The sequence below is a fragment of the Amycolatopsis sp. NPDC088138 genome (assembly GCF_044741685.1).
Classification (GTDB): Bacteria; Actinomycetota; Actinomycetes; order Mycobacteriales; family Pseudonocardiaceae; genus Amycolatopsis.
Genome location: NZ_JBIUTB010000010.1, coordinates 138985 through 164141 on the forward strand (window position 1 = coordinate 138985; position 25157 = coordinate 164141).

Annotated in this window: 10 protein-coding genes and 2 pseudogenes; 3 read left to right on the top strand and 9 right to left on the bottom strand. The window is 72.3% G+C overall.

Translation table 11 applies throughout. The features are described from left to right. Nucleotides 1-4 precede the first annotated feature (4 nt). The 3 genes from ACIOD2_RS46920 to ACIOD2_RS46930 are packed head-to-tail and all read right to left on the bottom strand — an operon-like array spanning nt 5 to nt 10600. Nucleotides 5-1468, bottom strand: a complete 1464-nt coding sequence (locus tag ACIOD2_RS46920) for an FAD-dependent monooxygenase (RefSeq protein ID WP_400552214.1) — start codon at nt 1466-1468, stop codon at nt 5-7. Next, nucleotides 1465-5379: a type I polyketide synthase gene (locus tag ACIOD2_RS46925; protein WP_400552216.1), complete on the bottom strand. Its 3915-nt coding sequence runs from the start codon at nt 5377-5379 to the stop codon at nt 1465-1467. The genes ACIOD2_RS46920 and ACIOD2_RS46925 overlap by 4 nt, the downstream gene beginning before the upstream one ends. Nucleotides 5380-5404: 25 nt before the next feature. After that, nucleotides 5405-10600 carry an SDR family NAD(P)-dependent oxidoreductase gene (locus ACIOD2_RS46930; protein ID WP_400552453.1) on the bottom strand — a complete coding sequence of 1732 codons (5196 nt, stop codon included), beginning with the start codon at nt 10598-10600 and terminating at the stop codon, nt 5405-5407. Here ACIOD2_RS46930 and ACIOD2_RS46935 point away from each other — a divergent pair. Beyond that, nucleotides 10559-10744 (top strand): annotated as a pseudogene (locus ACIOD2_RS46935) (lipopolysaccharide kinase InaA family protein); the annotation flags it as partial. The gene ACIOD2_RS46930 and the pseudogene ACIOD2_RS46935 sit on opposite strands and share 42 nt — an antisense overlap. On the opposite strand, the pseudogene ACIOD2_RS46940 reads toward ACIOD2_RS46935, so the two are convergent. The 3 genes and pseudogenes from ACIOD2_RS46940 to ACIOD2_RS46950 all read right to left on the bottom strand — a co-directional run. Then, nucleotides 10655-13705 (bottom strand): annotated as a pseudogene (locus tag ACIOD2_RS46940) (type I polyketide synthase); the annotation flags it as partial. The pseudogenes ACIOD2_RS46935 and ACIOD2_RS46940 sit on opposite strands and share 90 nt — an antisense overlap. A 22-nt stretch (nt 13706-13727) precedes the next feature. Beyond that, entirely contained in the window at nt 13728-14219 is a 492-nt protein-coding gene (locus tag ACIOD2_RS46945; protein ID WP_400552218.1) for a hypothetical protein, read from the bottom strand. Between the two features lie 341 nt (nt 14220-14560). Beyond that, a complete protein-coding gene (locus ACIOD2_RS46950) occupies nt 14561-15439 on the bottom strand; it encodes a hypothetical protein (RefSeq protein ID WP_400552220.1) in 879 nt (292 codons plus the stop codon). A gap of 238 nt (nt 15440-15677) precedes the next feature. Between ACIOD2_RS46950 and ACIOD2_RS46955 the strand changes: the two genes are divergently transcribed. After that, nucleotides 15678-17165, top strand: a complete 1488-nt coding sequence (locus tag ACIOD2_RS46955; protein ID WP_400552221.1) for a hypothetical protein — start codon at nt 15678-15680, stop codon at nt 17163-17165. Nucleotides 17166-17256: 91 nt separating this feature from the next. Here the strand turns inward: ACIOD2_RS46955 and ACIOD2_RS46960 are convergent, their stop codons facing one another. Further along, nucleotides 17257-17802, bottom strand: coding sequence for an EF-hand domain-containing protein (locus ACIOD2_RS46960; RefSeq protein ID WP_400552223.1), 546 nt, complete (start codon nt 17800-17802; stop codon nt 17257-17259). 404 nt (nt 17803-18206) lie between these two features. Between ACIOD2_RS46960 and ACIOD2_RS46965 the strand changes: the two genes are divergently transcribed. Beyond that, nucleotides 18207-23420, top strand: coding sequence for a type I polyketide synthase (locus ACIOD2_RS46965; RefSeq protein WP_400552225.1), 5214 nt, complete (start codon nt 18207-18209; stop codon nt 23418-23420). Between the two features lie 105 nt (nt 23421-23525). Here ACIOD2_RS46965 and ACIOD2_RS46970 read toward each other — a convergent pair whose 3' ends face one another. Both ACIOD2_RS46970 and ACIOD2_RS46975 read right to left on the bottom strand, forming a co-directional pair. Continuing rightward, nucleotides 23526-24602 (bottom strand): isocitrate/isopropylmalate family dehydrogenase, encoded by a 1077-nt coding sequence (locus ACIOD2_RS46970; RefSeq protein ID WP_400552227.1) that lies wholly within the window; start codon nt 24600-24602, stop codon nt 23526-23528. Further along, complete coding sequence (locus tag ACIOD2_RS46975; RefSeq protein WP_400552228.1) at nt 24603-25136, bottom strand: EF-hand domain-containing protein; 534 nt, start codon at nt 25134-25136, stop codon at nt 24603-24605. Between the last annotated feature and the right edge of the window lie 21 nt (nt 25137-25157).

Here is a 25157-nt window from a genome sequence, read left to right on the forward strand (position 1 = left end):
CCCCCTACTCCGAGGCCGGGGACAGCAGCACGATCCGCCGCATCGCGTCGCCGAGATCCGTTGTGGTGACGCCGCTCGCCGCGACGTACCCGTCCGGCCGCAGCAGCACGAAACCCCGGCCGCGTCGCGGCACGTGCTCGCGGGCCACCAGATCCGACGTCGCGGAGGCCGCACGGGCGAGAGACCCGTTCGGCGAACCGGTGGTCAGCAGGCGGAAACGAGCGCCGGCCGGCGCGTCCGGCACCCAGGCCGGTGCCCGTGTCCCCGGGCGTGGCAACGCCGCCGACGCGATCCCCCGGCGCCGCCGCGGACGCGCACCGGGCAGCACGTCGGGGTAGCGGGTCCGGCCCCCGGCCAGCAGCGGCGCGAACCAGTGGGTCAACAGCCCCACTGAGCCGAGCGCGCGCCAGGCCGCGTTACGCGCCCTCGCCAGGGCCGGGCCGACCATGAACAGCTTCAGCAGCAGGCTTGTCGTACGCACGACCCGCTCCGCGGCGTGCCGGCGCTCGGGCTCATAACTGGCCAGCACCCGCTCGTCGAACCGGCCGTCGAGCACCCCGGCCAGCTTCCACCCGAGGTTGTGCACGTCCTGCAGGCCGAGGTTGAGGCCCTGGCCGCCCAGCGGCGAATGCGTGTGCGCCGCGTCCCCGACCAGGAAGCACCGGCCGCTGCGCAGCCGGGAGGCGACCCGTTCGGAGCTGCCGAAAGTCGTGATCACGGCGAGCTCGGACACCCGCAGCCCACCTGGCCCGCGTTCGTCCAGCAGGTCCTGGACGGTCTGCGCGGTGAGGGGGACGTCGGCGCTCACGGCCGCCGACACCCGGACCCGGTCCGGCCCCATCGGCGCGAACACGAGCGACCCGGCCGCCCCGAGGAAGTAGTGCAGCCCGCCGGGCGGGAGCGCGCCGTCGATCCGGCCCTCCGCCAGCAGCAGCGTCGACCCGACCCGCGCTCCGGGGAAGCCGATGCCGAGCCGCGCGCGCACGGTGCTGCGGACGCCGTCCGCGCCGACCAGCCAGTCCGCTTCGATCACCTCGTCGCCACCGGGGCCGGAGGCCCGCAGCCGGACGGCGTCCCGCCCGTCGGCGACATCGGTGACCGTGGTGGCCCGTTCCACCTTGCCGCCCAGCGCCACCAGCGCGGCCTCCAGCAGTTCGCCGGTCTGTTCCTGGGGCAGCAGCAGAGCCGCGTCAGGAGGACCGAGGGGAACGTCCAGCCGCCGCCCACCCGGCAGGTGGTAGTGCATCGACCGGACCCGCTGGCCGCGGCGTTCGGCCTCGGGCAGGATCCCCAGTTCGCCGAAGATCCGCAGGGCGGGCGGCCAGAGCAGGATCGCCCGCGAGCCGCGGTGCGGTCCCGGCTCGGCCTCGAGCACCCGCACGGCGGCGCCGCGGGACATCAGCTCGCACGCCAGCGTTAGCCCGCACGGGCCGGCTCCGACGATCACCACCGGCGTTCGCGTGGTCACGCCGGCTCCGGCGGGAGCATCGTGGGCAGCCAGTCGCGGATCGTCCGCGCGGTCGCCGCCGACCGGCTCTCGATCAGGCCGAAGTGGTCGCCCGCGGTGTCGACCAGGTCGTGCGGCCGCGGCCAGTGCGGCCGCCAGTCTTCGGACGGCCAGCCCGGCACCGGATCCGACGCCCTGATCAGCAGCGTCGGCGCCTTCAGTTCCCGGGGCGCCCAGCCCGCGAGGAGGCCGAGGTACCCGCCCATCGCGGTCAGCCGGACGTCGCTGGGCGGGGTCAGGCCGTCGAACCGGGAAGTCATCCCCTCCAGCAGCACCGGGCCGAGGCGGTCGAAGAACGTATCCGCCGGCGGATACGTGTCGAGGAGGATCACGCCGTCCGGGAACACCCCCGACCGCTCCAGCCGTTCGGCGACCGCGTACGCGACGATCCCGCCCGACGAATAACCCAGCAGCACGAACGGCACCCCTTCGGTGCGTGCCCGCACCACCTCCGCCGTGACCCCGGCCAGGGTGTCCATCGAGGACGGCAGCCGCTGGCCGTCGGCGAAACCGGGCAGGGTGCAGACGGAGATGCCCAGGCCGCCGGCGAGTTCACCGGCGAGCTGCGCGTACTGGTGCGGTGCCGAGGTGGCGAGGACGGTCGGGAAGCAGATCAGCGCCGGCCGCTCGGCCGCGTGCACGAGCGGGATGAGTTCGGGGACCTCGACGCCCGAAGGCTTGCCGAACGTCGGCCGGAGGGCGCCGGCCTCCCGGAGCACGCCGAGGAACTCCCCGATCCGGCCCAGTTCCCGGGACCGCGCCAGCAGAGGGCCGAAGACACCCGGCTCGGACGCGGGTGCTTCAGCACCGGAATCGGACAGGTGAGACTCCAGCAGCCGGGCGAGCCCCGCCGGTGTCTTCGCGTCCAGCACCGCCTTCGGCGCCAGCCGGAGCCCGGCGGCGGTGTTGAGCCGGTTCCGCAGGGCCACGGTGGTCACCGAGTCCATGCCGAGTTCGAGGAAGCCGCGCTGCGGGTCGATCGCCTCCGGGCCGTCGTGCCCGAGCACCGCGGCGATCTCACCTCGGGTGAGCTCGAGCAGTGCCTCGTGCCGTCCGGCGGGGTCGCGCCCGGCGAGCCCGTCCACCAGCGACACCGGTTCACGTCGGGACTCCGTGCCCGCCGAAGGTTCCCCGGGTTCGACGGCTGCCGCGGTGGGTGTCGCGGTCAGCCAAAACCTGCGTCGCTGGAACGGGTACGTCGGCAGCGGCAACGGCGGCCCACCGAACCCGGGGAAGACGGCCCGCCAGTCCACCGGGACACCGCCGACCCACGCCTCGGCGAGAGACAGCCGGAAACGACCGAGGTCACCTTTGTGGCGGCGGAGTGAGACGAGGCTGAGCGCATCCCGGCCGGCGTCCTCGGCGACCGCGTCGACGGAGCCGGCCAGCACGGGATGCGGGCTGCACTCGACGAACACGTCGAAGTCGTCGGCCAGCAGCGTCCGGACGGCCGGGTCGAACAGCACCGGACGGCGGCAGTTCTCGTACCAGTAGCCCGCGTCGAGCTCGGAGCCGTCGAGGATCCGCCCGTGGACGGTGGAGTACAACGGGATCCGGCCCGGTCGCGGCCGGAGGAACCCGAGTTGCGCCGCCAGTGGTTCGCGCAGGCGCTCGACCTGCGCGCTGTGCGACGCCACCGTTGCCGGGATGACCTTCGCCCGCACGCCGTCGGCCACGAACCCCGCCACCAGTTCGGCCAGCGCGCCGGGCTCGCCGGCAACGGTGACCAGGTCCGGGCTGTTGACACCGGCGATGGACAGCAGACCGCCGTGCGCGGCCAGCCGCGGTTCGACGACCGAGACCGGCAGCGGAACTGAAGCCACCTCACCGCGGCCGGTGAGCTCGTCCGCGAACAGCCGGGACCGGAGCACGACGATCCGGGCGGCGTCTTGAAGGGACAACGCACCCGAGACGCACGCGGCGGCGATCTCGCCCTGCGAATGGCCGACCACGGCGTCCGGTTCGACGCCGTGGGCCCGCCACAGTTCGGCGAGGGCCACCATCACCGCGAACAGGACCGGCTGCAGCACCTCGATCCGGTCCAGTGCGGGGCTGCCGTCCACCTGCCGGAGCACGTCTTCGACCCGCCACGGCACGTGGTGCTCGACGGCGGACGCGCACTCCCACAGCTTCGCGGCAAAAACCGGCGCCGAGTCCAGCAGGCCGACGGCCATGCCCGCCCACTGCGAACCCTGGCCGGGGAAGACGAACACGGTCCTGCCGCGTTCCTTGGCCACACCACGGATCAGCTCGGGCGACGGCCGGCACTTCGCCAGGGCGCCCAGTCCGGCCCCGGAGAACGCGACCGCGCGGTGGTCCAGCGTGGCACGCGTCGTCGCCAGCGCGTACCCGGCGTCTGCAAGGGACGGTTCCGCCTTGATCACCTCACCCAGCTGGGAGGCTTGGGCGCGCAGCGCGGCCTGGGACGCGGCCGAGACCGGCAGTGGAACCGGGCCGGCCAGATCGGCGGATCGCACGGACTCGGGTTCGGGCGCCTGCTCGAGGATGACGTGCGCGTTGGTCCCGCTCATCCCGAACGCGGACACGCCCGCTCGGCGCGGGCGGTCCGTGCCGGGCCACTCGCGCCGTTCGGTCAGCAGGGAGACCGCACCGGACGTCCAGTCCACGTTCGTCGTGGGTTCGTCGACGTGCAGGGTCTTCGGCAGCACGCCGTGCCGCATCGCCTGCACCATCTTGATCACCCCGGCCACCCCTGCGGCCGCCAGTGTGTGCCCGACGTTCGACTTGACCGAGCCGAGCCACAGCGGGTGGCCGCCGTCCCGCTCTTGGCCGTAGGTCGCCAGCAGCGCCTGCGCTTCGATCGGATCGCCGAGCCGGGTGCCGGTGCCGTGGGCCTCCACCGCGTCGACGTCCGCGGGTGACAGCCGGGCGTTTTCCAATGCCTGCCGGATCACGCGCTGCTGTGACGGGCCGTTCGGCGCGGTCAGCCCGTTCGACGCACCGTCCTGGTTCAGTGCGGAACCGCGGACCAGCGCGAGGATCGGGTGCCCGTTCCGCCGGGCGTCGGAAAGCCGTTCCACCAGGAGCATGCCGACCCCCTCGGACCAGCCGGTGCCGTCGGCGGCCGCGGCGAACGCCTTGCAGCGCCCGTCGGGCGCGAAACCGCGCTGCCTGCTGAAGTCGACGAACCCGTTCGGCGTGGCCATCACGGTCACGCCGCCCGCCAGCGCGAGCGTGCACTCGCCCTGGCGAAGCGCCTGGCTCGCCAGGTGCAGGGTGGCCAGCGACGACGAGCACGCCGTGTCCACGGTGACCGCCGGGCCCTCGAAACCGAAGCTGTAGGCCACCCGTCCGGAAAGAACACTGCTGGAGACGCCGGTCAGCCGGTACGCCTCGACGGCGCCCGGCGGGTTCGCGAGCGCGAGGCCGTAGTCCTCCACGACGCTGCCCGCGTACACGCCGGTGCGGCTGCCGCGCAGGGAACCGGGATCGATGCCCGCGCTTTCCAGCACCTCCCACGCGGCCTCCAGGAACAGCCGCTGCTGCGGGTCCATGGCCAGCGCCTCGCGCGGCGAGATGCCGAAGAATGCGGCGTCGAACTCGCCCGCGTCGTGGAGGAACCCGCCGTGGCGGGTGTAGGAGGTGCCGGTCCGGTCGGGATCGGGGTCGTACAGCGCTTCGAGGTCCCAGCCGCGGTCGGCGGGGAAACCCGAGATCGCGTCGACCTCGCCGTCGACGAGGTCCCACAGCTCGTCCGGCGAGCGGACGCCGCCGGGGAACCGACAGCTCATCCCGATGACGGCGATCGGCTCGTGCCGGGCGTCTTCCGCGTTCCGCAGCCGCTGCCGGGTCTCGTGCAGCTCGGCCGTGGCTCGTCTGAGGTACTGCCGGAGCTTCTCTTCGTCGGACATCTGGCTCCTCTCAAGGTTCGGTGGGTCAGGCTCGGCCGTCGATGAGGTCGAAGAGGTCGTCGTCGGACGCCGTTTCGAGGTCGTCGATCACCCGGGCGGGGTCCGGGACGGCGGGCCTGCCGGCCTCGGTTGCCGCTGGGGCAGGGTCGAAGTACTCCTGCAGGTGCCGGGTGATCGCGGCCGGAGTCGGATGGTCGAACACGAGGGTGGCGGGCAGCGTCAAGCCGGTCGCCACTCCGAGCCGGTTCCGCAGGGTCACCGCGGCGAGCGAGTCGAATCCCAGGTCGGACAACGCCCGGCGGGCCCCGATCGCTTCGGTGGACGCGTGCCCGAGCACGGCCGCGGCTTCGCTGCGCACCAGGGTAAGCAGATGCCGGTCCCGCTCGGCGGCGGGCAGCTGCGCCAGGCCGCGCGCTGGCCGCGGCCCCGGATCGCCGGGCACGATCCCAGTGCCGGCCGCCGGCGCCGAATCGACCCAGAACCGCCGGCGGCGGAACGGATAGGTCGGCAAGGCGACCCGGCGGGCGCCGCTGCCCTCGAACACGGCCGGCCAGTCGAGGGCCGCTCCGTGCACGAACGCCTGCGCGAGCGCGGTGGAGAACGTCCGCACCTCAGCCCGGCCGCGGCGCAGCGCCGACGTGAACCGCGCGCCGCCCGCCTCGTCCGCGGTGAGGCTTTCCGCGCCCATCGCGGAAAGCACCGCGTCCGGGCCCAGCTCCAGGAAGAACGTGACGTCCTCGGCCAGCAGCCCGCGCATCCCGGCGGCGAACCGCACGGTGTGCCGGGCGTGGCGCGCCCAGTAGTCCGGCGTGGCCAGCTCGGCCGCGGTCGCGAGCCGTCCGGTCAGGGTGGACACGATCGGCACCCGCGGCACGCCGAACGACAGTTTCGCGGCCTCGGCCCGGAACTCCGCCAGCATCGGGTCCATCAGCGGCGAGTGGAACGCGTGACCGACCCGCAGCCGCCGGGTCCGGAAGCCCTTCCGCGACAGCGTGTCGGCGATCTCGGCGACCGCCTCGCCGACACCGGAGAGGACCAGCGAGCGCGGCCCGTTCACCGCGGCGACGGCCAGCTCGTCCGCCCGGCCGGTCAGGAACTCGGCGACGTCGTCCTCGCTCGCCAGTACCGAAACCATCGCACCGCCGGTGGGCAGCGCCTGCATCAGCCGCCCTCTGGCCGCCACCAACGCCGCCGCGTCCGGCAACGACAGCACACCCGAGACATGGGCCGCGGCCAGTTCGCCGATGGAGTGGCCGAGCAGGTAGTCGGGCCGGATCCCCCGTGACCCGGCGAGGCGGTACAGCGCGACCTCGAGCGCGAACAGCCCCGCCTGGGTGAACTCCGTCCGGTCCAGCGCGGCGCCGTCGTCGTCGAACAGTACGTCCCGCAGCGGCCGTCCGAGGTGGACGTCCAGTGCGACGCACACCTCGTCCAGGGCCGCGGCGAACACCGGGAACTCTTCGTACAGCTCTCGGCCCGCACCGGCCCGCTGGCTGCCCTGCCCAGTGAACAGGAACGCGGTCTTTCCGCTGTGGACACCGTGGATGCCGTCGCTGGCCACCACGTTGCCTCCGGGCAGCCCGCCGGCGAGCGCGGTGAGCCCGGCACGCAGTTCGTCACCGTCGGCGGCGAGCACGACGGCCCGGTGACTCAGCGCGGCCCGGGTGGTCGACAGCGAATACCCGATGTCGGCCGCGGACTCGGTGGCGGCCGTCGCAACCAAGCGGGACGCCTGCTCGGCGAGGGCGGCCGGGTCCGCGGCGGAGAGCGGCGCCAGGACGAGCGAGCCAGGCCGGCCCGGGTGGAGGGCCACGCCAGTCCGGTCGGCGTCCGGTGCCTGTTCGAGCACGACGTGCGCGTTGGTGCCGCTGATCCCGAACGACGAGACCCCGGCCCGGCGCGGGCGGCCCGCGTCCGGCCAGGCGACCGGCTCGGTGAGCAGCGACACCGAGCCCGCCGACCAGTCGACGAGTGGGGACGGTTCGCCCACGTGCAACGTCTTGGGCAGCACACCGTGCCGCATGGCCTGAACCATCTTGATCACCCCGGTGACCCCGGCCGCGGCCTGGGTGTGGCCGAGGTTCGACTTCGCCGAGCCGAGCCACAGCGGACGGTCCGCCGGCCGTTGCGCGCCGTAGGTCGCCAGCAGGGCCTGCGCCTCGATGGGATCGCCGAGACGGGTGCCGGTGCCGTGCGCCTCCACCGCGTCGACGTCCGCGGCGGACAGTCCGGCGTTCACCAGCGCCCGCCGGATCACGCGCTGCTGCGCCGGGCCGTTGGGTGCGGTCAGCCCGTTCGAGGCGCCGTCGGAGTTGACCGCCGAGCCCTGCAGGACCGCGAGCACCGGATGGCCGTTGCGCCGCGCGTCCGAGAGCCGTTCCACCAGCAGCATCCCGACGCCTTCGGACCAGCCCGTACCGTCCGCGCCGGCCGCGAACGCCCGGCAGCGCCCGTCCGGCGAGAGCCCGCGTTGCCTGCTGAAGTCCACGAAGGTCGCCGGGGTCGCCATCACGGTGACACCGCCGGCGAGCGCCAGCGAGCATTCGCCGGACCGCAGCGACTGCGCCGCCAGGTGCAGGGCGACCAACGACGACGAGCACGCCGTGTCCACGGTCACCGCCGGGCCTTCGAAACCGAACGTGTATGCCACCCGGCCGGTGCCGACACTGCCCGCGCTCCCTGTGCCGAGGTACCCCTCGAGCTCGGCCGGCAGCATCGGCAGCCTGCTGAGGTAGTCGTGGTACATCAGGCCGGCGAACACCCCGGTGTCGCTGCCGCGCAGCGTGGCCGGATCGATCCCGGCCTGTTCGAGGGTCTCCCACGAGGTCTCCAGCAGCAGCCGCTGCTGCGGGTCCATCGCGAGCGCCTCCTTCGGCGAGATCCCGAAGAAATCCGCGTCGAAGTCACCCGCGTCGTGCAGGAACCCGCCTTGGCGCGTGTACGACGTGCCCGGCCGGTCCGGATCGGGGTCGTACAGCGCCTCCAGGTCCCAGCCGCGGTTGTCCGGGAATCCGGAAATGGCGTCGCCACCGGATTCCAGCAGCCGCCAGAGGTCGTCCGGCGACCGGATGCCGCCCGGGAGCCGGCAGCTCATCCCGACGATGGCGATCGGCTCGTCGGCCGGACGCGCCGGTGCCGAGGCAGGCGAGGCCGAGACGGGTGCGGTGGTGCCGAGCTGCTCCGTCAGCCACTCGGCGAGCGCGAGGGGTGTCGGGTAGTCGAAGACGAGCGTGGCGGGCAGCCGCAGCCCGGTCGTGCGGCCGAGCCGGTTCCGCAGTTCGACGGCGGTGAGCGAATCGAACCCGAGGTCGCGGAACTCCCGGCGAGCGGGCACTGCGGCCGGGCCCGCGAAGCCGAGTGCGCCCGCGACGTCCGCGCGGACGAGGTCCAGGACCGCCACCTGCCGCTCGTCCGCGGGCAGGGTGGCCAGTCGCCGCACCGGTGAGCCGGCGGTGGCGCTCCGGCGGGCTCTGGTGCCCGCCAGGCCACGCAGGAGCGGCGGCACGTTGTCGCGCGCCCGGAGCGCCGCGAGGTCCAGTCCCACCGGGACGGTCACCGCGAGCCCGCTCGCGAGCGTCGCGTCGAGCAGCTCCAGGCCATGCTCGGGAGCCAGCTCGGTCATCCCGGCGCGGGCGAGCCGGGCCCGGTCGGCGTCGGCCAGCGTGGCGGCCATGCCACCGCCGGCCCACGGCCCCCAGGCCAGCGCCGTACCGGCCAGCCCGAGCGACCGGCGGTGCCGGGCGAGCGCGTCCAGGAAGGCGTTGCCCGCCGCGTAGCTGCCCTGGCCTGCCGTGCCGTAGGTCCCCGCGATCGACGAGAACAACACAAAGGCGGCCAGGTCCAGCCCACGAGTCGCTTCGTGCAGGTGCCACGCGGCATCGGCCTTGGAGCGCAGGACGGCGCTGACGCGCTCGGGGGTCAACCCGCCGAAAACGCCGTCGTCGAGAACGCCGGCGGCGTGCACCACGGCGGTGAGCGGGCGGTCCGCCGGGATCCCCGCCACCAGGGCCGCCACTGCGGCCGGTTCGGCGACGTCGCAGGCGGCGATGGTGACGTCCCCGCCGAGAGTCGTGAGCTCGGCGGCCAGATCCGCCGCGCCCGCGGCCCGCGTGCCACGACGGCTGGTGAGCAGCAGGTGCCGGACGCCGTGCGCGGTCACCAGGTGGCGGGCCACGAGGCGGCCGAGCGCCCCGAACGCACCGGTGACCAGCACTGTCCCGGCTCCAGGCCACGGTGCGGCTGTCGCCGGCCGCTCGACCCGCCCGGTCTTGACGAGCCTCGGTGCGAAGACCGCGTCCCCTCGGATGGTCAGCCGCGGTTCGCCGGTCGCCACCGCGCCTGGCAGCGCTGCCAGTGCCGCCGGGGTGCCGTCGGTGTCGACGAGCACGATCCGGTCCGGGTGCTCGGTCTGCGCGGATCCCAGCAGGCCACGCACGGCAGCGGAAGCGATGTCGCCGGTCCTGGTGAGCACCACCAGCCTGGCCGTCGCGAACCGGCCGTCGGTGAGCCACGACTGCGCGACCGCCAACGCCCGATGAGCGGCCGTGTGCGCGGCAGCGGGAAGCTCGCCGTCGCCGGCCAGGTCGACCACCACCACATCGGGCTTCGCCTCGGCGAGGGCGCCGAAATCGGCGTACGTGGCGAGCTCTGCGGCGTCCGGCGTCGCCCAGCCCGCCGTCGACCCCGCCGCTGTCGCGATCGGCGTCAAGTCCACCGAATACAGGTGGTCGTCCGGCACGGGGGTTCGCAGCTGTTCGACCGCCACCGGCCGCAAGGTCAGCGAGTCCACTGTGGCCACCGGACGTCCGGTCGCGTCGGTCAGCCGTACCGAAACCGCGTCCGGACCGGCCGGTGACAGCGACACCCGGGCCGCGCGGGCGCCGGACGCGTGCAGCCGCACACCACGCCAGGAGAACGGGAGCCTGGCCTGCCCCGTCTCCGGCAGCACGCCGAGCCCGATCGCGTGCAGTGCCGCGTCCAGCAGCGCGGGATGCAGGCCGAACGCGGCGGCATCACCGTACTGGTCCCCGGCCAGTTCGACCTCGGCGTACACGTCGGCGCCGCGGCGCCAAGCCGCTCGCAGCCCCTGGAACGAGGGCCCGTATTCGAAGCCACGCTGGGCGAGCTCGTCGTACCACCCCGTGAGGTCTACGACGCCGGCATCGGCGGGCGGCCACACCTGTTCTTGTTCCGCGAGTTCACCGGCTTCGGGCGCGAGCAGGCCGGTGGCGTGCCGAGTCCACGGGCGGTCGCCGCCCTCGAGTCGCGAGTGGACGGTGAACGCGCACCGGCCGTCGTCGTCCGGCGCCTCGACCGCCACCTGGACCTGGACCGCGCCCGTCAGCACGAGCGGGGCTTCGAGGATCAGTTCGTCCAGCGCCGGGCAGCCGACGTGGTCTCCCGCCCGTACCGCGAGTTCCACCATCGCCGCCCCGGGGAGAAGCGCCGTGCCCATGACCGTGTGCTCGGTGAGCCACGGGTGACCGGCGGCGGAAAGCCGCCCGGTGAGCAGGAATCCGGCCGATCCGGCCAGTGACGTCACGACCGTCAGCAGCGGGTGGCCGGTCGCGGCGAGCCCCATCCCGGCGGCGGTCTCGCCTCTGGACCCGGCTTCGGAGGACAACCAGTAGCGACGGCGGCGGAAAGCGTAGGTCGGCAAGTCGGCCGGTGGTGCCGCGCTTTCACCGAACACAGCCGTCCACTTCGGACGGAAACCCCGGACGTGCAGCGAGGCCATCGCCGTGAGCCACGTGCGTTCCTCGCCGCGGTCCCGGCGGAGCGCGGGTACGAACTCCGCGTCCGCCGCGCTGTCTCGCCCCAGCGCACTCAGCACGCCGTCCGGCCCGAGCTCCAGGAACGTCGTCACCCCGCCGTCGTGCAAGCCGCGCACCCCGTCACCGAACCGGACGGCCTCGCGGACGTGCCGGACCCAGTAGTCCGGCAAGCAGAGCTCCCCGTCGGCCGCGACCCGGCCGGTGAGGTTCGACACCACCGGCAACGACGGCGGAGAGTACGTCAGTGTCGCCGCCACCGCGCGAAACTCTTCGAGCATCGGCGCCATGTGCGGCGAGTGGAACGCGTGGCCGACCCGCAGCCGCCGGGTCCGACGCCCGCGCTCGGCCAGCCGCGCGGCGATCGCGGTGACGACGTCCTCATCACCGGACAGCACCACCGCTCGCGGGCCGTTGACCGCCGCGATCGACGCCTCGCCGCCGTGCCCGGCCAACTGTTCCGCGACCTCGGCCTCGGCTGCCTCGACCGCGACCATCGCACCACCCGCGGGCAGCGCCTGCATCAGCCTGCCACGGGCTGCCACCAGCTCGACGGCGTCGGGCAGCGAAAGCACCCCGGCCACGTGCGCGGCGACCAGCTCGCCGATCGAGTGCCCCGCCACCCGGTCCGGGTGCACACCGAAGCTCCCGGCGAGGTGGAACAAGGCGACTTCCAGTGCGAACAGCCCGGCCTGCGTGTACCGGGTCTGGTCGAGCAGGCTCTCCTCGGCCGAGAACAGCACCTCGCGCAGCGGCCTGCCGAGCCGATCGCCGAAGGCCGCACACACCTCGTCGAGGGCGGCGTCGAAGACGGGGAACCGCGCGGCCAGCTCCCGTCCCATCCCCGGTCGCTGGCTGCCCTGCCCGGTGAACAGGAACGCCAGCTCGCCGGGAACGGCCTCGCCCTCGAGCGGCCGCGTGCCGTCGGCCACGGCCGCCAGTTCGGCTCGCAGCCCGGCCCGGTCCTCGGCGAGCAGCACCAGGCGGTGGTCCAGGTTCGCGCGCGCGGTCACCAGCGCGCGCCCGACGTCGGCGAGCGTGTCGGGCCGCTCGTCCAGCCACGCGTCGAGCCGCGCGGCCTGCCCGCGAAGACCGTCCTCGCTGACGGCGGACAGCACGATCGGCACCAGCGCGGGTGCGGAAGTCGCGACGGGTGCGGGCTCACCGGGCGCCTGTTCGAGGATGACGTGCGCGTTGGTGCCGCTGATCCCGAACGACGACACCCCGGCCCGGCGAGGCGCGCCCGTCCCGGACCATTCGACGGCCTCGGTCAGCAGCTTGACGTCACCGGATTCCCAGTCCACGAACGGTGACGGCGCGTCCACGTGCACTGTCTTGGGCAGCAGCCCGTGCCGCATCGCCAGCACCATCTTCATCACCCCGGCTACCCCGGCCGCGGCCTGCGTGTGCCCGACGTTCGACTTCAGCGAACCGAGCCACAACGGCCGCCCCGCGGGCCGCTCGCCGCCGTAGGCGGCCAGCAACGCCTGCGCCTCGACGGGGTCGCCGAGCCGGGTACCGGTCCCGTGCGCCTCCACCGCGTCCACATCGGACGGCCCGAGACCGGCGTCCGCCAGCGCGGCCGCGATCACCCGCTGCTGGGACGGGCCGTTCGGCGCGGTGAGGCCGTTGGACGCGCCGTCGGAGTTCACCGCCGAACCGCGCACCACCGCGAGCACTCGGTGGCCTCGCCGCCGGGCGTCGGAAAGCCGTTCCACGACCAGCATTCCGGCGCCCTCCGACCAGCCGGTGCCGTCGGCGCCTGCGGCGAAGGACTTGCACCGGCCGTCCGGCGCGAGTCCGCGCTGCCTGCTGAACTCGACGAACGTGCCCGGCGTCGACATCACGGTGACCCCGCCGACCAGCGCCAGCGAGCAGTCACCACGTCGCAGGGCCTGGCTCGCCAGGTGCAGCGCCACCAGCGACGACGAGCACGCGGTGTCCACCGTCACTGCGGGCCCTTCGAAGCCAAAGGTGTAGGCCAGCCGTCCCGAAAGGACACTGCCGGCACCGCCGGTCAGCCGGTGGCCGTCGGCCCCGTCGACCGGAACGTGCAGCGGTGGGCCGTAGTCGTGGTACATGATCCCGGCGAACACGCCGGTGTCACTGCCCCGCACCGAGAACGGGTCAATACCGGCCTGTTCGAAAGCCTCCCAAGAGGTCTCCAGCAGCACTCGCTGCTGTGGGTCCATCGCCAGCGCCTCGCGCGGCGAGATGCCGAAGAACTCCGCGTCGAACTCCGCCGCGTCGTGCAGGAAGCCGCCTTCGCGGGTGTACGACGTCCCCGGCAGGTCCTCGTCCGGGCTGTACAGGCCTTCGACGTCCCAGCCCCGATCACCGGGGAACGGCGAGATCACGTCACGACCCTCGCGCACCAGGTCCCAGAGCTGACCGGGCGAAGCGACGCCACCGGGCAGACGGCAGGCCATGCCGACGATCGCCATCGGCTCGTGCGCGGCGGCTTCGAGCCGTTGGTTGTCCCGCCTGAGCCGGGTGACCTCCTTGAGGGACTCCCGCAGCGCCTCGACAACCGCTTCCGGCGAGGTGTTCGCCATGTCTGTCTCCAATGCGAATGGTTCAGGTCTCGACGGCGGCGGGCACGACGACCAGGCCTGCCCGCAGGACGAGTTCCGCTTGCCCAGACACCGCGGCCGCGGGCACCCGCCGCAGCGACTCGCGGTCACTGCCGATGTCGAGCAGGACCAACCGGCCGGGATGCGCGTCCCCCAGTGCGCGGAACCCGCGCCAGGACCGCGCGACGACCTCGTCGCCGGAACAGATCGTGGTGACGCCGCGTGTCACCAGCACGAGCCGGCTGCCCGAGAAGCGCTCGTCGAAGAGGAACTCCCGCAGCCGTGCCAACGTCTTCGCGGGTGACCGGATCTCCGGCAGCGGCGCCGGCACGAACACCAGTTCCGGCACGACCGGACCGGCCGGCACCGACCCGAGGTCCAGGTAGATCTCGAGCCCGTGGCTGCTCCTCAGCAACGCCCCGGCCAGACCGACGTCGTCCGGACCGGCGATGACCCAGCGACCAGCCCGAGGCGGGCGTGCATCGTCTCCGGTCACAGTGGATCCCACCTCTCCTCGAATGATGTCCACAAAGGACTTTGGCGGCGACCGACAGGGGTGTTCGAGCTGCAACCCAGAAGCTAGGTTCGCCCATCCCCTAAGGCCAACCCCAGGAAGAATCGCGCACCCCCTAACCCCCACGCCGCGGCCACTGTCCACATCCGGACAGGAGGGCATCCGCGCAGCGCGGCACTCCGGACGAGGCAAGCTCACGAGACACTCGTCGCACCCGCGGTCAACAGCCATGGCCATGGAATTTCCTTCGAACACGGACACGACGTCTGTGATCCGCCACAACTGCCCGGCGCTGATCCGGTCGCGGGATCCACCGTGGCAGCTCAGGGCGCAGGATCCGGCTCGGGAGGCGAATTCCGCAGCCGGCGGCGGATGTCGTCGATCACGACGGTGCGCAGCTGGTGCTCGGCCGGGTCCCGGGCCAGCTCCACGGAAGCTTCCCCTACCGCCACGGCCTCGGCTCGGACGGCCGGGTCGGTCACCTTCTCGGCGACCGCGTCGAGGGTCCTGGCGAGTTCGAAGAGTGCCGAGCCGCGCATGCCGTCGTTCCGGGTTCGCCGGGCCCACCGGGCCACCGACTCGGACTCGCGCAGCAGGCCGACGTCGTCGCGGACGCCACCGAGGTCACGCAGGTTGCGGATCAGGTCGACCGCCGAGATCGGCCGCAGCGGGCCCGGCAGCTGGACGGCTTCGCGTCCGATGTCGACGGCCTCGGCGAGGAACGTCTCCTCCCGCAGGGATTCCCAGGCGACGGCGAGTGCGGCACCAAGGTGCGAAAGGACTTCGCCGCGGCTGTGCGCGTCGGCGGCGACCGCGCGGGCGGCCCGCAGCACCGCCAGGGCCTCGTCGAGGTAGGCACGCTCTTGGGTCGCGTCGAAGTACGTGTAGGTGGCGATACCGAGGTAGACGCAGGCGGAGAGCCACCACCGGAAAACGGTCTCGCCCTGTACGGCGGCCCGGCCGGACGCCACCGCGTCACGCAACGCCCAGAGTTCTTCGGTGGCGTAGTAGTAGCGGCGCATGGCCACGCTGACCGCCGCCAGGACAAAACTCCGCTGCCCCGGGTCGGACGTCTCCCGGGCGACCCAACGCCAGATGTCGGCAGCGCTCCGCAGGTCCTCGGGATCGGTAGTCGTGTCATACCGGCGTAATCGATCGAAACCGTCTTGCTGAGCCTTGGCGAGCTGTTGGGGAGTAGCCATGCCACCTCCTCACTCCCTCAGGTGCGAACTACCCAGTCATTGTCAGGCGAGACAACCGACGGCGGCCTTGTCAATCGTCACAGCGGATTGCGCCGGACGTGGGACACGGCACGGATCGGGACGGCGTGACCGGCGGGCATCCGATTCGCGCAAGGGCTATCCGGGTGACGAACACCGATGTGACTCCACGGAGCGAATCTGTTAATCATCGGAGGAAGATCGAGTGGCAGGAGCCCGCATGACCCGCGACGACGACGCGATCGCCCTGCTGCGGCGCATCGGCGACGGCCGAGTGTCCGACAGCGCCTACGACACCGGCTGGACCGCCCGCCTGGCCGACACCGATCCGGCACTGGCCGCGTCGGCGCTGGACTGGCTCCGGGCGCATCAGCTGCCGGACGGGACATGGGGCGCCAAGGCGCCGTACCACCCGCACGACCGCGTGCTCTGCACACTGTCCGCCACCATCGCTCTCACGCTGCACGGTTCCGGCACCGATCACCAGCTCGTCCGGCGAGCGGCACCTGCACTGAGGAAAGCGCTGGCCGCGGTCAGCCGGACCACGACGACGGAGACCGCCGGATTCGGCCTGCTCGCCGCCACGCTCCTGCGTCACGCCTGGGAACTGGGGATCGTCGGTGACGAAGCCGAGAACATCCTCGTCCTGCTGGCGGCCGAGCGGGAACAGCACCTCGCCGCGGTGCGCCCGGGCACTGTGGACAGCCGGAGCCCGCTCGCAGGGTACGCGGAGTTCGCGACCGGCATCAACCTTCGGCTGCTGGCACCGGACGCACTCGTCTCACCCGACGGGTCCGTGGGGTCCAGCCCGGCGACGACCGCGTTCCACGTGGAGGTGACTGGGGGCAGCGAGCAGTCTCTGGCGTACCTGTGGCAGATGGCGAGCCAGAGCGGCGGCATGCCCGCGACCGGCCCGATCGACGCCTTCGAATCCGCGTGGTCGCTGCGCAACTTCGCCCTGACCCGCACCGGCATCGGCCGGGCGAGCGCACAGCGCCGCCGGGTGCTCACCGGTCTCGAACAGTCCTGGATGACCGGGCACGGACTCGGTTCCGGCACCGGATCGTCCTCCGTGGACAGTGCCACCACAGCGGCCGCCTACACCGTTCTCTCGCGCTCCAGCACGGTGGTCGACCTGGCCACGCTCCTGGCCCACACCGGGACCGGCCACGACACCAGCACCGACGTCCACCTGCTGGAAGCGTTGCGTGCGGCGGGGCTGTCGCGCAGCCACCCGTACGTCGGCAGGATGGTGCAGCGCCTCACCGCCAGCCAGCACTGCACCGGCTTCTGGCGGGATCCCCGGCACCTCTCGCCTTTCCCCGTCACCGCGCACGCGGTGATCGCCGGGCTGGGTCTGGACCACCACGACGGCTGCTTCGGACGGGCGCTGCGCTGGCTGCTGGACGCCCAGCGATCAGACGGCGCCTGGGGCTTCGAAGATCCCACGGCCGAGGAAACCGCGTGCTGCCTGCAGGCGATCACGCTCGCCCACCGGCGTGGGGAAAGCGTTCCCGAACAGGCCGTGCGCGACGGGCACGGCTGGCTGCAGCGGGAAACCGGGCGGCCGCATCCGGCGCTCTGGATCGGCAAGAGCCTCTACGCGCCCGGAACCCTCATCGACTCCACCGTCCTTTCGGCACTAACCCTCGCCGAAGAGGACCGGCTCACCAGCCTCGACGCCACTTCGGCGAACGCGGGCCGATGAGATCCCGCGGTCGGCCGGATCGACCCCTTCGGACCGCGCCGCCGAAGGGGCCGATCGTCCCGCCGCCATGGGCAATCGGCGGGACCCGTGATCAGGCCAGCGGGCCGTACAGGTTGTTGCCCGGCGCCGCGGGGTCGGCGCTGGTGAAGTACTGCAGGGTCGCGGCCGAGATCTCGTCCCGGGTCAGGTAGCCGTTGCCGTCCACGTCGAGCAGGCCGAACGTGTACTCGGCGTCGGTCTCCGCCGTGCCGTAGCCGACCTGGATGCGCTTCCACTCGTCCCGGCTGAGCCGGCCGTCACCGTCGGCGTCGCCCATCGCGAGTAACGCGTCGATGGCCGGCTGGAAGAGTTCCTGGTAACGGTCTTCGTCGGCGAACACGGCCATCCCGCCGGTGAACTCCGCATGCGACACCCGGCCGTCACCGTCCGTGTCGAGGTTGGCGACGAGGGAGTCCCAGACGCTCTGAAACCCCGACTTGACCGCCTTCGCCGCGGAGGTCTCCGCGGGGTACCCGAAAGCCACGGCCACCTGGGTGCCCCGCTGGACGAAGTCGCCGTGCTCAATGAAGCCATTGCCGTCCGTGTCGAAATGCCGGAAGAAGTTCGACCACTTGCGCTCGAGGAGTTCCTGGGCCATGACGGTCCTTTCGTCGGAAATGTGTACGGGCGGCATACTAGACAGCCGAATCGCCCCCTTCCGAGAACGGTATTCGCTACCCTCCGCAGTCGAATGCCCGGAATTAAGCGATCGCTCATCACGATGGGGACCCACTGAAGCGAGACCGAATGACGCCGCCCGCGATCCAGTGGTCGCCACCGAGGTCGAGCCTGCTTTCACGCAGCGAACGATCCCGTGCCGAACATCTCTCTTTTCACACGAGAGTGTCCGCTGACGAGTACCCGAAAGACTGAATTTACAGCGTACCTTTGATTCTTGTCGCCGACCCCGAATGCGAAATGTACGATGATCATCGTCAGCTCTATCTGACCATCTTCCGATTGCCGAGGGCAATCAATCGCATCGCGAAACAGGAGTTCAGCGTGAGTGCAGCAATGGATGGCGTCCGGGAGCCGGTCGCGATCATCGGGATGGCGGCGCGGGTTCCGGGGGCGGACAGCCCTGAGGAGTTGTGGCAGCTGCTCCGCCGTGAAGGCAACGCGATCGCCGAGGTCCCGGCGAACCGCTTCACGGTCGAGGACTTCTACGACGCGGAACCGGCCACGCCGGGCCGGATGATGAGCCGCTTCGGCGGTTTCCTCGAGGACATCGAGGACTTCGACGCGGAGTTCTTCGGGATCTCCCCGCGCGAGGCCGAGTGCATGGACCCCCAGCAGCGGCTGCTGATGGAGGTCGCCTGGGAGGCATTCGAAGACGCCGGCCTGACCCTCGACGGCGTGTCAACGCTCAACGCCGCGGTGCTGATGGGCGTCATCACCAGCGACTACTGGGACCGCCAGTCGCATCGGCTACAGGACCTCGACGTGCACACGGTCGGCGGCAGCACCCGCGGCGGCAACGCCGGCCGGATCTCCTACGCGCTGAACCTGCGCGGCCTGAGCGTCGCGGTCGACGCCGCGTGCTCGTCTTCCCTGGTCGGTGTGCACCTCGCGGTGCGCTCGCTGCGCGCGGGCGACTGCGACGTCGCGTTCGCCGGCGGGGTCAACATGATCCTCAACCCCGACCACGCCATCGGCTTCTCCCAGGGCAAGATGATGGCCCCCGACGGGCAGTGCAAGGCCTTCGACGCGCGCGCCGACGGGTACGTCCGCAGCGAGGGTGCCGCGGTGGTCGCCCTCAAGCTGCTGTCGCGGGCGATCGAGGACGGCGACCGCATCCACGCCGTCATCCGCGGCAGCGCGGCCAGCAACGACGGCCACGGCGAGACGTTCATGGCGCCACAGGTCGAGGGCCAGAGCGCCGGTCTGCGCGCGGCCTACCGCGACGCCGGAGTCGCCCCGGGCAGCGTCGGTTACGTCGAGGCGCACGGCACCGGTACCAGCGTCGGCGACCCGGTCGAGATCGGGGCCTTGCAGGAGGTTCTCGGCGAGGCGCGCCCGGCCGGACAGCCGGTGCTGGTCGGGTCGGTCAAGACCAACGTCGGGCACACCGAAGGCGCCGCGGGAGCGGTGGGGCTCATCAAGGCCGCGTTGTGCGTCCAAAAGGGATTCATCCCCCGCAGCCTCAACTTCGAGACGCCGAGCCCGGCCATCCCCTGGGCCGACATCAACGTCGAGGTCGCCGCGCAGGCCCGTGACTGGCACGAGGAGAACGGGCCGCGGCGGGCCGGCGTGAGCAGCTTCGGCATCACCGGCACCAACGTCCACGTCGTGCTGGAGGAGCCGCCCGCGGTCCCCGCCGGCACGGCCCGGCACGACCGCCCGGTCCTGCTCACCCTCTCCGCACGCAGCGACGTGGCTCTCCCCCAGCTCGCCGCGTCGTATCGGGACTTGCTGGCCCGCAAGGAATCCTCGCTCGCCGACGTCGCCGGGTCCGCGGCCGTCCGCCGCACCCACCACGCCCAGCGGCTCGCGTTGGTCGCCGCGTCACCGGAGGAGGCGATCGAACGGCTCGACGCCGTCGCCCGCGGCGGGTTCCCCGAAGACGTGGTCACCGGCGACGCCGACGACGACCTCGACACCCCGCACCCGACCGCGTGGGTTTTCCCTGGCCAGGGCGGTCAATGGCTGGGCATGGGCCGCGCACTGCTCACGACCGAACCGGTTTTCGCCACCAAGATCGCCGCCTGCGAAGCCGCGATGGCGCCCCACGTCGACTGGTCGCTGACCGCGGAACTCACCGCCGCCCCAGAAGACTCCCAGCTGGCTCGGATCGACGTGGCCCAGCCGGTGATCTTCGCCGTGCAGGTCGCCCTGGCCGCCCTGTGGCAGGACCGGGGTATGACCCCGGACGTGGTGGTGGGGCACTCGATGGGCGAGGTCGCCGCCGCGCACGTCGCCGGGATCCTCGACCTCGACGACGCCGCCCTGCTGATCTGCCTGCGCAGCCGGTTGCTGCGCAAGGCCAGCGGCCAGGGGGTGATGGCCGCCGTCGACCTCAGCCCGGAGGACGCCGAGGCCGTGGTGGCGCGCTACCCAGGTGTCTCCCTCGCGGTCTGCAACGGCCCGGTCTCCTGCGTCCTGTCCGGGGACGAGACGGCGATCACCGAGATCCTCGAGACGGTGTCTGGCCGCCGGGTCAAGGTGGACGTCGCGTCCCACAGCTCGCAGATGGACCCGCTGCGCGGCGAACTGCTGGAGCTACTGGCGCCGCTCAAGCCGCGGGCGGGCCACACCCCGCTGCGGTCCACCGTGCACGGACGGGTCGTCGACGGCGCGAACCTCGGACCCGCGTACTGGATGGACAACCTGCGCGAACCCGTCCTCTTCGGACCGGTCGTGCAGGCGCTCGCCGAAGAGGGCGTCGACACCTTCGTCGAGTTCAGCCCGCACCCGCTGCTGTCGGGGTCGGTGCGGCAGAACCTGGGCCACGCCGGGAAGAACGGTGTCGTCGTCGCGACGATGTCCCGCGACTGCGGCGACCGGACCGAACTGCTGCACGCCGTCGCCGAGCTGTACGTCGCGGGCCGCCCGGTTCCCCTCGATCGTCTCCACGGCCCGGACACCCGGTACGTGCCGCTGCCCACCTACCCGTGGCAGCGCGAACGCTACTGGCGCGAGGAGCTCGTGGTGCCCACCGGCGAACAGCCGGTCGGGCTCACCGCCACCTCGAACGTCCCGGCCCACCCGATCATCGGCGCCTACTTGCGGCTGGCCCCCGGCGACTCCTACGTCTGGGACGTCGAGCTGGACCTGGGCCGCCTGCGTTACCTGGCCGAGCACCGCGTCCACGACATCCCTGTGCTCCCCGGCGCCGCCTACCACGAGCTGGCGCTCGCGGCCGGTACGCAGATCCACGGTGACGCGCCGTTCGCCGTCCGGGACCTGAGCCTGGAGCGGGCTTTGTTCTTCTCCCCCGACACCCCGGCCCGGTTGCAGATCCGCTGCACGCGCGACGAGTCGGGCGGCTACGGCTGGTCCTGCTACACCGACGACGGCGAATGGCTGCTCCTGGCCACGGCGGCCCTGCGCGCGGAACCCGAGCCGGCCGCCGCGAGGCTGGAGCTGCCGAACCCGTCGCGGTTCCCCGACGTCGTCGACGTCGGAGACCACTACGCGGCGTCGGCCGCGCGCGGGATCGTGCAGACCGGGCCGTTCCGCACGATCACCTCGCTGCGCCGGGCGGAGGCGGAGATCCTGGCCGAGTTCACCGTGGACGGTTCGATCACCGGGGACGTCGGCAAGCATGTCCTGCACCCGGCCCTGCTGGACTGCGCACTGCAGCCGCTGATGTCCCTGCTCCTCGGCGAAGACGTCGCGCACGACACCTACCTCCCTGTCGGCACCACCCGGTTCCACGGCTCGGGTGTGCCCACCCCCGGCGCGTCGCTGTGGTGTCATGTCACCCGGACCTCGCCGGAGGGCGAGACCGACCTGGTCCGCGGCGACTACGTCATCGGTGACAGCACGGGCAAGCACCTGCTGACCATCGAGGACTTCCGGCTCAAGCGCCTCGGCGGTGACCTGCCGGAGCTGGTCGAGCAGCGGATCCGCGACCTCCGGTACGACCTGGCGTGGGAACCGGCCGAGCCGTGCCGAGCGGGCGCAGGCGGTGGTCCGGTGCTCGTCGTCGGTGATGGGGCCGCCGTGTACGCCGAACTGTCCCGGCGGGGCGTCGGCACCGTCCTGGCACCCCGGCATTCCGCCGACGGCTGGGAGCAGATCCTCAAGACCGTGGACGCCGAGCACGGCACGGCCCGGGCCGTGCTCTACGTGCACGCCGGAGACCGCATCGAGGAGACCGCCGACGCCCTGGAGCTGATCCAGGCGCTCGCCGCCCTCCCGGCCCCACCGCGACTGTGGTTCATCACCCGCGGCGCGCAGGCCGTGACCGAAGGGGCGTCGGCCGATCCGCTGCACACAGCGCTGTGGGGCCTCGGGCGCGTCGTCCGCTACGAGATCCCCGACCTGCGGTGCTCCCTCATCGACCTGCCCGGGATACCGTCGGCGGCCGACCTTTCCAAGCTGTGCACCGAAATCTCCGCCGACGGCCCGGAGGACGAGATCGCCCTGCGCGACGGCGTCCGCCACCTCGCCCGCCTGACCCACGGTTCCCTGCCCGACGTCGGCCCGGTACCGGTCCGGGCCGACGGCACCTACCTGATCACCGGCGGGCTCGGCGGTGTCGGGCTGCTCACCGCCCGGTGGCTGGTCGAGCAGGGCGCCCGCCACCTCGTCCTCACCGGCCGCAGCGGACCGGACGAGCAGACCCGCGAACAGCTGCGGAGCCTCGGCGACGCGGACGTCCGGGTCGTGCGGGCCGACGTCGCCGACAGCGACCGGATGGCCGACGTCCTCGCCGACATCGACGACACCATGCCGCCGCTGCGGGGTGTGGTCCACTCGGCCGTCACCCTCGACGACGGAATCCTGACCCAGCTCGACGCCGAACGGTTCCTCTCGGTGCTACCGCCGAAGGTTGATGGCGCCTGGAACCTGCACCTGCTCACCCGGAACCTGGAGCTGGACTTCTTCGTCCTCTACTCGTCGGCGGCATCCCTGATCGGCTCACCCGGCCAGGGCAACTACGCGGTGGCCAACGCCTACGTCGACGGCCTCGCCCACTACCGCCGTGCCCAGGGCCTGCCCGCGCTCAGCGTCAACTGGGGCCAGTGGACGGCCACCGGCCGCGTCGCCAAGGCCGACCACGACCTGCGGCTCGACGACCGCGGGTTCAAGGGGTTCGCCCCCGCCGACGGCCTCGCCGTCCTGGGCCGGCTCCTGCGCGGAGATCAGGCGCAGGCGGCGGTGATGTCGTTCGACCCGGAGGTCTGGGCCAAGGACTTCCCCGCGCTGCGCACGGGATCGCTCCTGCACGACTTCGACACCACCCCGGAAGCGGGCACCTCCGGGGTCACCGTGTCGGACCTGGACGACACCGCCGCGCAGGCCGCCATCTCGGCCTACCTTTGCGGCCAGGTCGCCACCGTCGTCAAGGCACAACCGGACCGGGTCCAGGGCGGCCAGCGCCTGAACCGCCTCGGAATCGACTCGCTGATGGCCGTCCAGCTCCGCAACCGGATCACCGAGGACCTGGGCGCGTCCCTCCCGGTGGCGGTGTTCCTGCAGCGAGGCACCATCGACCACCTCGCGGAGGTGGTCCTGAGCACGATCCGTACCCCGGAGGGAAGTCAGTAGCAGGCGCTAGTGGGGCGCGGCGTTGCGGAACGCCGCGCCCCACGAACCGGCCAGGCCCTCCGGCCGTCCGGCCACCACCCGGTCTCGCCGCGCACCGGCCCGTCGTTAGGCGCCCGCCACCGGCACCCGATCGGCCACGGGGTCGAGCGCCTCCAGCACCTCGGCCACGACCTCCGTGGTCGAGTGCCGGCCACCGGCGTCCGGGGTGCCGACGCCCCGATCGCGGGCCGAGCGCAGCGCCGCCTCAGCCGCCGCGATCGCGCCCGCGCAGCCGGCGTGCCGCTCGGCGATGGCCGCGGCGGCCCGGATGGTAGCCGTCGGGTTGACCCGGCCGGTACCGGCGAGGTCGTCGGCCGAGCCGTGGACGGTCTGGTATTCGACCAGCCTGGCGACATCCGGGCGGAGGTGGACGTTCTCGGTGTACCGGTTCTCCTGGCGTTCGCCGCCGAACCGGTCGAGCAGGACGACGTGCATGATGTCGGCCCACTCGTTGCCGGCGACGATCAGGGTGCGCGGGGTGAGACCGTGCTCGATCAGGTTGCGGTTCACCGTGTCCGGCTGGCACAGCTCGACGCCCACGCCGAGCCGCCGCGCGATCCGGTCGACCCAGTCGCCGAGTGCGCCGTCGAGCAGGTGGAACTTGTACGCCAGCACGATCCGGGCCGGGCCGGCGTCCGGCCACTCGGCCCAGGCCCGGCGCACCGCGAACTCCAGGACCTTCGCGGTGATTTCCTCGCTGAAGACGGTTTCGCGGGTCACCGTTCCCGGCGTGTGCCGGTTCACGCCGGTGTAGAAGCCCTGGGCTTCGTCCCGAACCAGCAGCAGTTCCGGGGTGATCGGGTCGACCTTGACCGCTTGGAGCCGTTCGCGGACGAGGTAGAGCGACTGGGCGTTGATCGCCGTGCGGAAGACGGCAGTGACGCCGTCGGCTGCCTGGTCACGGCAGAACTGTTCGTAGTGGTCGGCGTCCTGCTGAGTGAGGTCGCGAATCCGAGCAGCGTCGCCTTCCTCTTTCAGGGTGAAATAGGAATGGTACAGCCGCGGCGATCGGGCGATTTCGATTTCGACCGAGCACATTTCGCCGACCCGGGTGAGCACCGCTTCGAAGACGTCCGCGAGTTCCGGCCCGGTACCGCGACCGACCGCCAGCCCGGCGACCGGCCGCACACGGCGCGTCTCCATTCAGCCGACCACGTTCGCGACCAGGCGGTCACCGGCGATGCCGACCTTGTCCGGGCGGTAGTAGTCCTCGATCCCGGCGATCCAGACGGGCACCTCGATGCGGTCGCCGGCCGACGGCGCGAAGGCGTCGAAGAGGGCGTCGATGTTGGCACGGTCGAACCCGATCGCCACCATGAGCGCAGCGAACAGCGGCCGCTCGATCAGCCCGTCACCGTCCGGGTCCCCTAGTGCCGCCAGGGATTCCGCGAATTCCTGGACCGTGCCGGAGAACCGCTCCGGCGACAGCACACAGGCCGCGTACTCCTCGTAGCTGACCTTGCCGTCGCGGTTCGCGTCGAGCTCGCGCTCGAGGGTCGTCCAGTACCGGCGGAAGGCTGCCTCCATGCCCTCCCTCGCGGCTGCACCGGAGCCCGCAGCCGCCTTCAGCACGCGGTCCGACATCGTCGTGAAGTCCTGCTCTTCGAGATACCCGTTCCCGTCGATGTCGAACAGGGAGAAAACGAGCTTGATGCGGTCTTCCGCGGTGGCACTCATCGATTCTTCGCCTTTCGCCGG

Excerpts from the sequence above, each read along its gene's own strand:
- ACIOD2_RS46955 (WP_400552221.1), top strand. The coding sequence starts at position 15,678 with ATGACCCGCGACGACGACGCGATCGCCCTGCTGCGGCGCATCGGCGAC.
- ACIOD2_RS46950 (WP_400552220.1), bottom strand. The coding sequence starts at position 15,439 with ATGGCTACTCCCCAACAGCTCGCCAAGGCTCAGCAAGACGGTTTCGAT.
- ACIOD2_RS46975 (WP_400552228.1), bottom strand. The coding sequence starts at position 25,136 with ATGAGTGCCACCGCGGAAGACCGCATCAAGCTCGTTTTCTCCCTGTTC.
- ACIOD2_RS46925 (WP_400552216.1), bottom strand. The coding sequence starts at position 5,379 with ATGTCCGACGAAGAGAAGCTCCGGCAGTACCTCAGACGAGCCACGGCC.
- ACIOD2_RS46970 (WP_400552227.1), bottom strand. The coding sequence starts at position 24,602 with ATGGAGACGCGCCGTGTGCGGCCGGTCGCCGGGCTGGCGGTCGGTCGC.
- ACIOD2_RS46960 (WP_400552223.1), bottom strand. The coding sequence starts at position 17,802 with ATGGCCCAGGAACTCCTCGAGCGCAAGTGGTCGAACTTCTTCCGGCAT.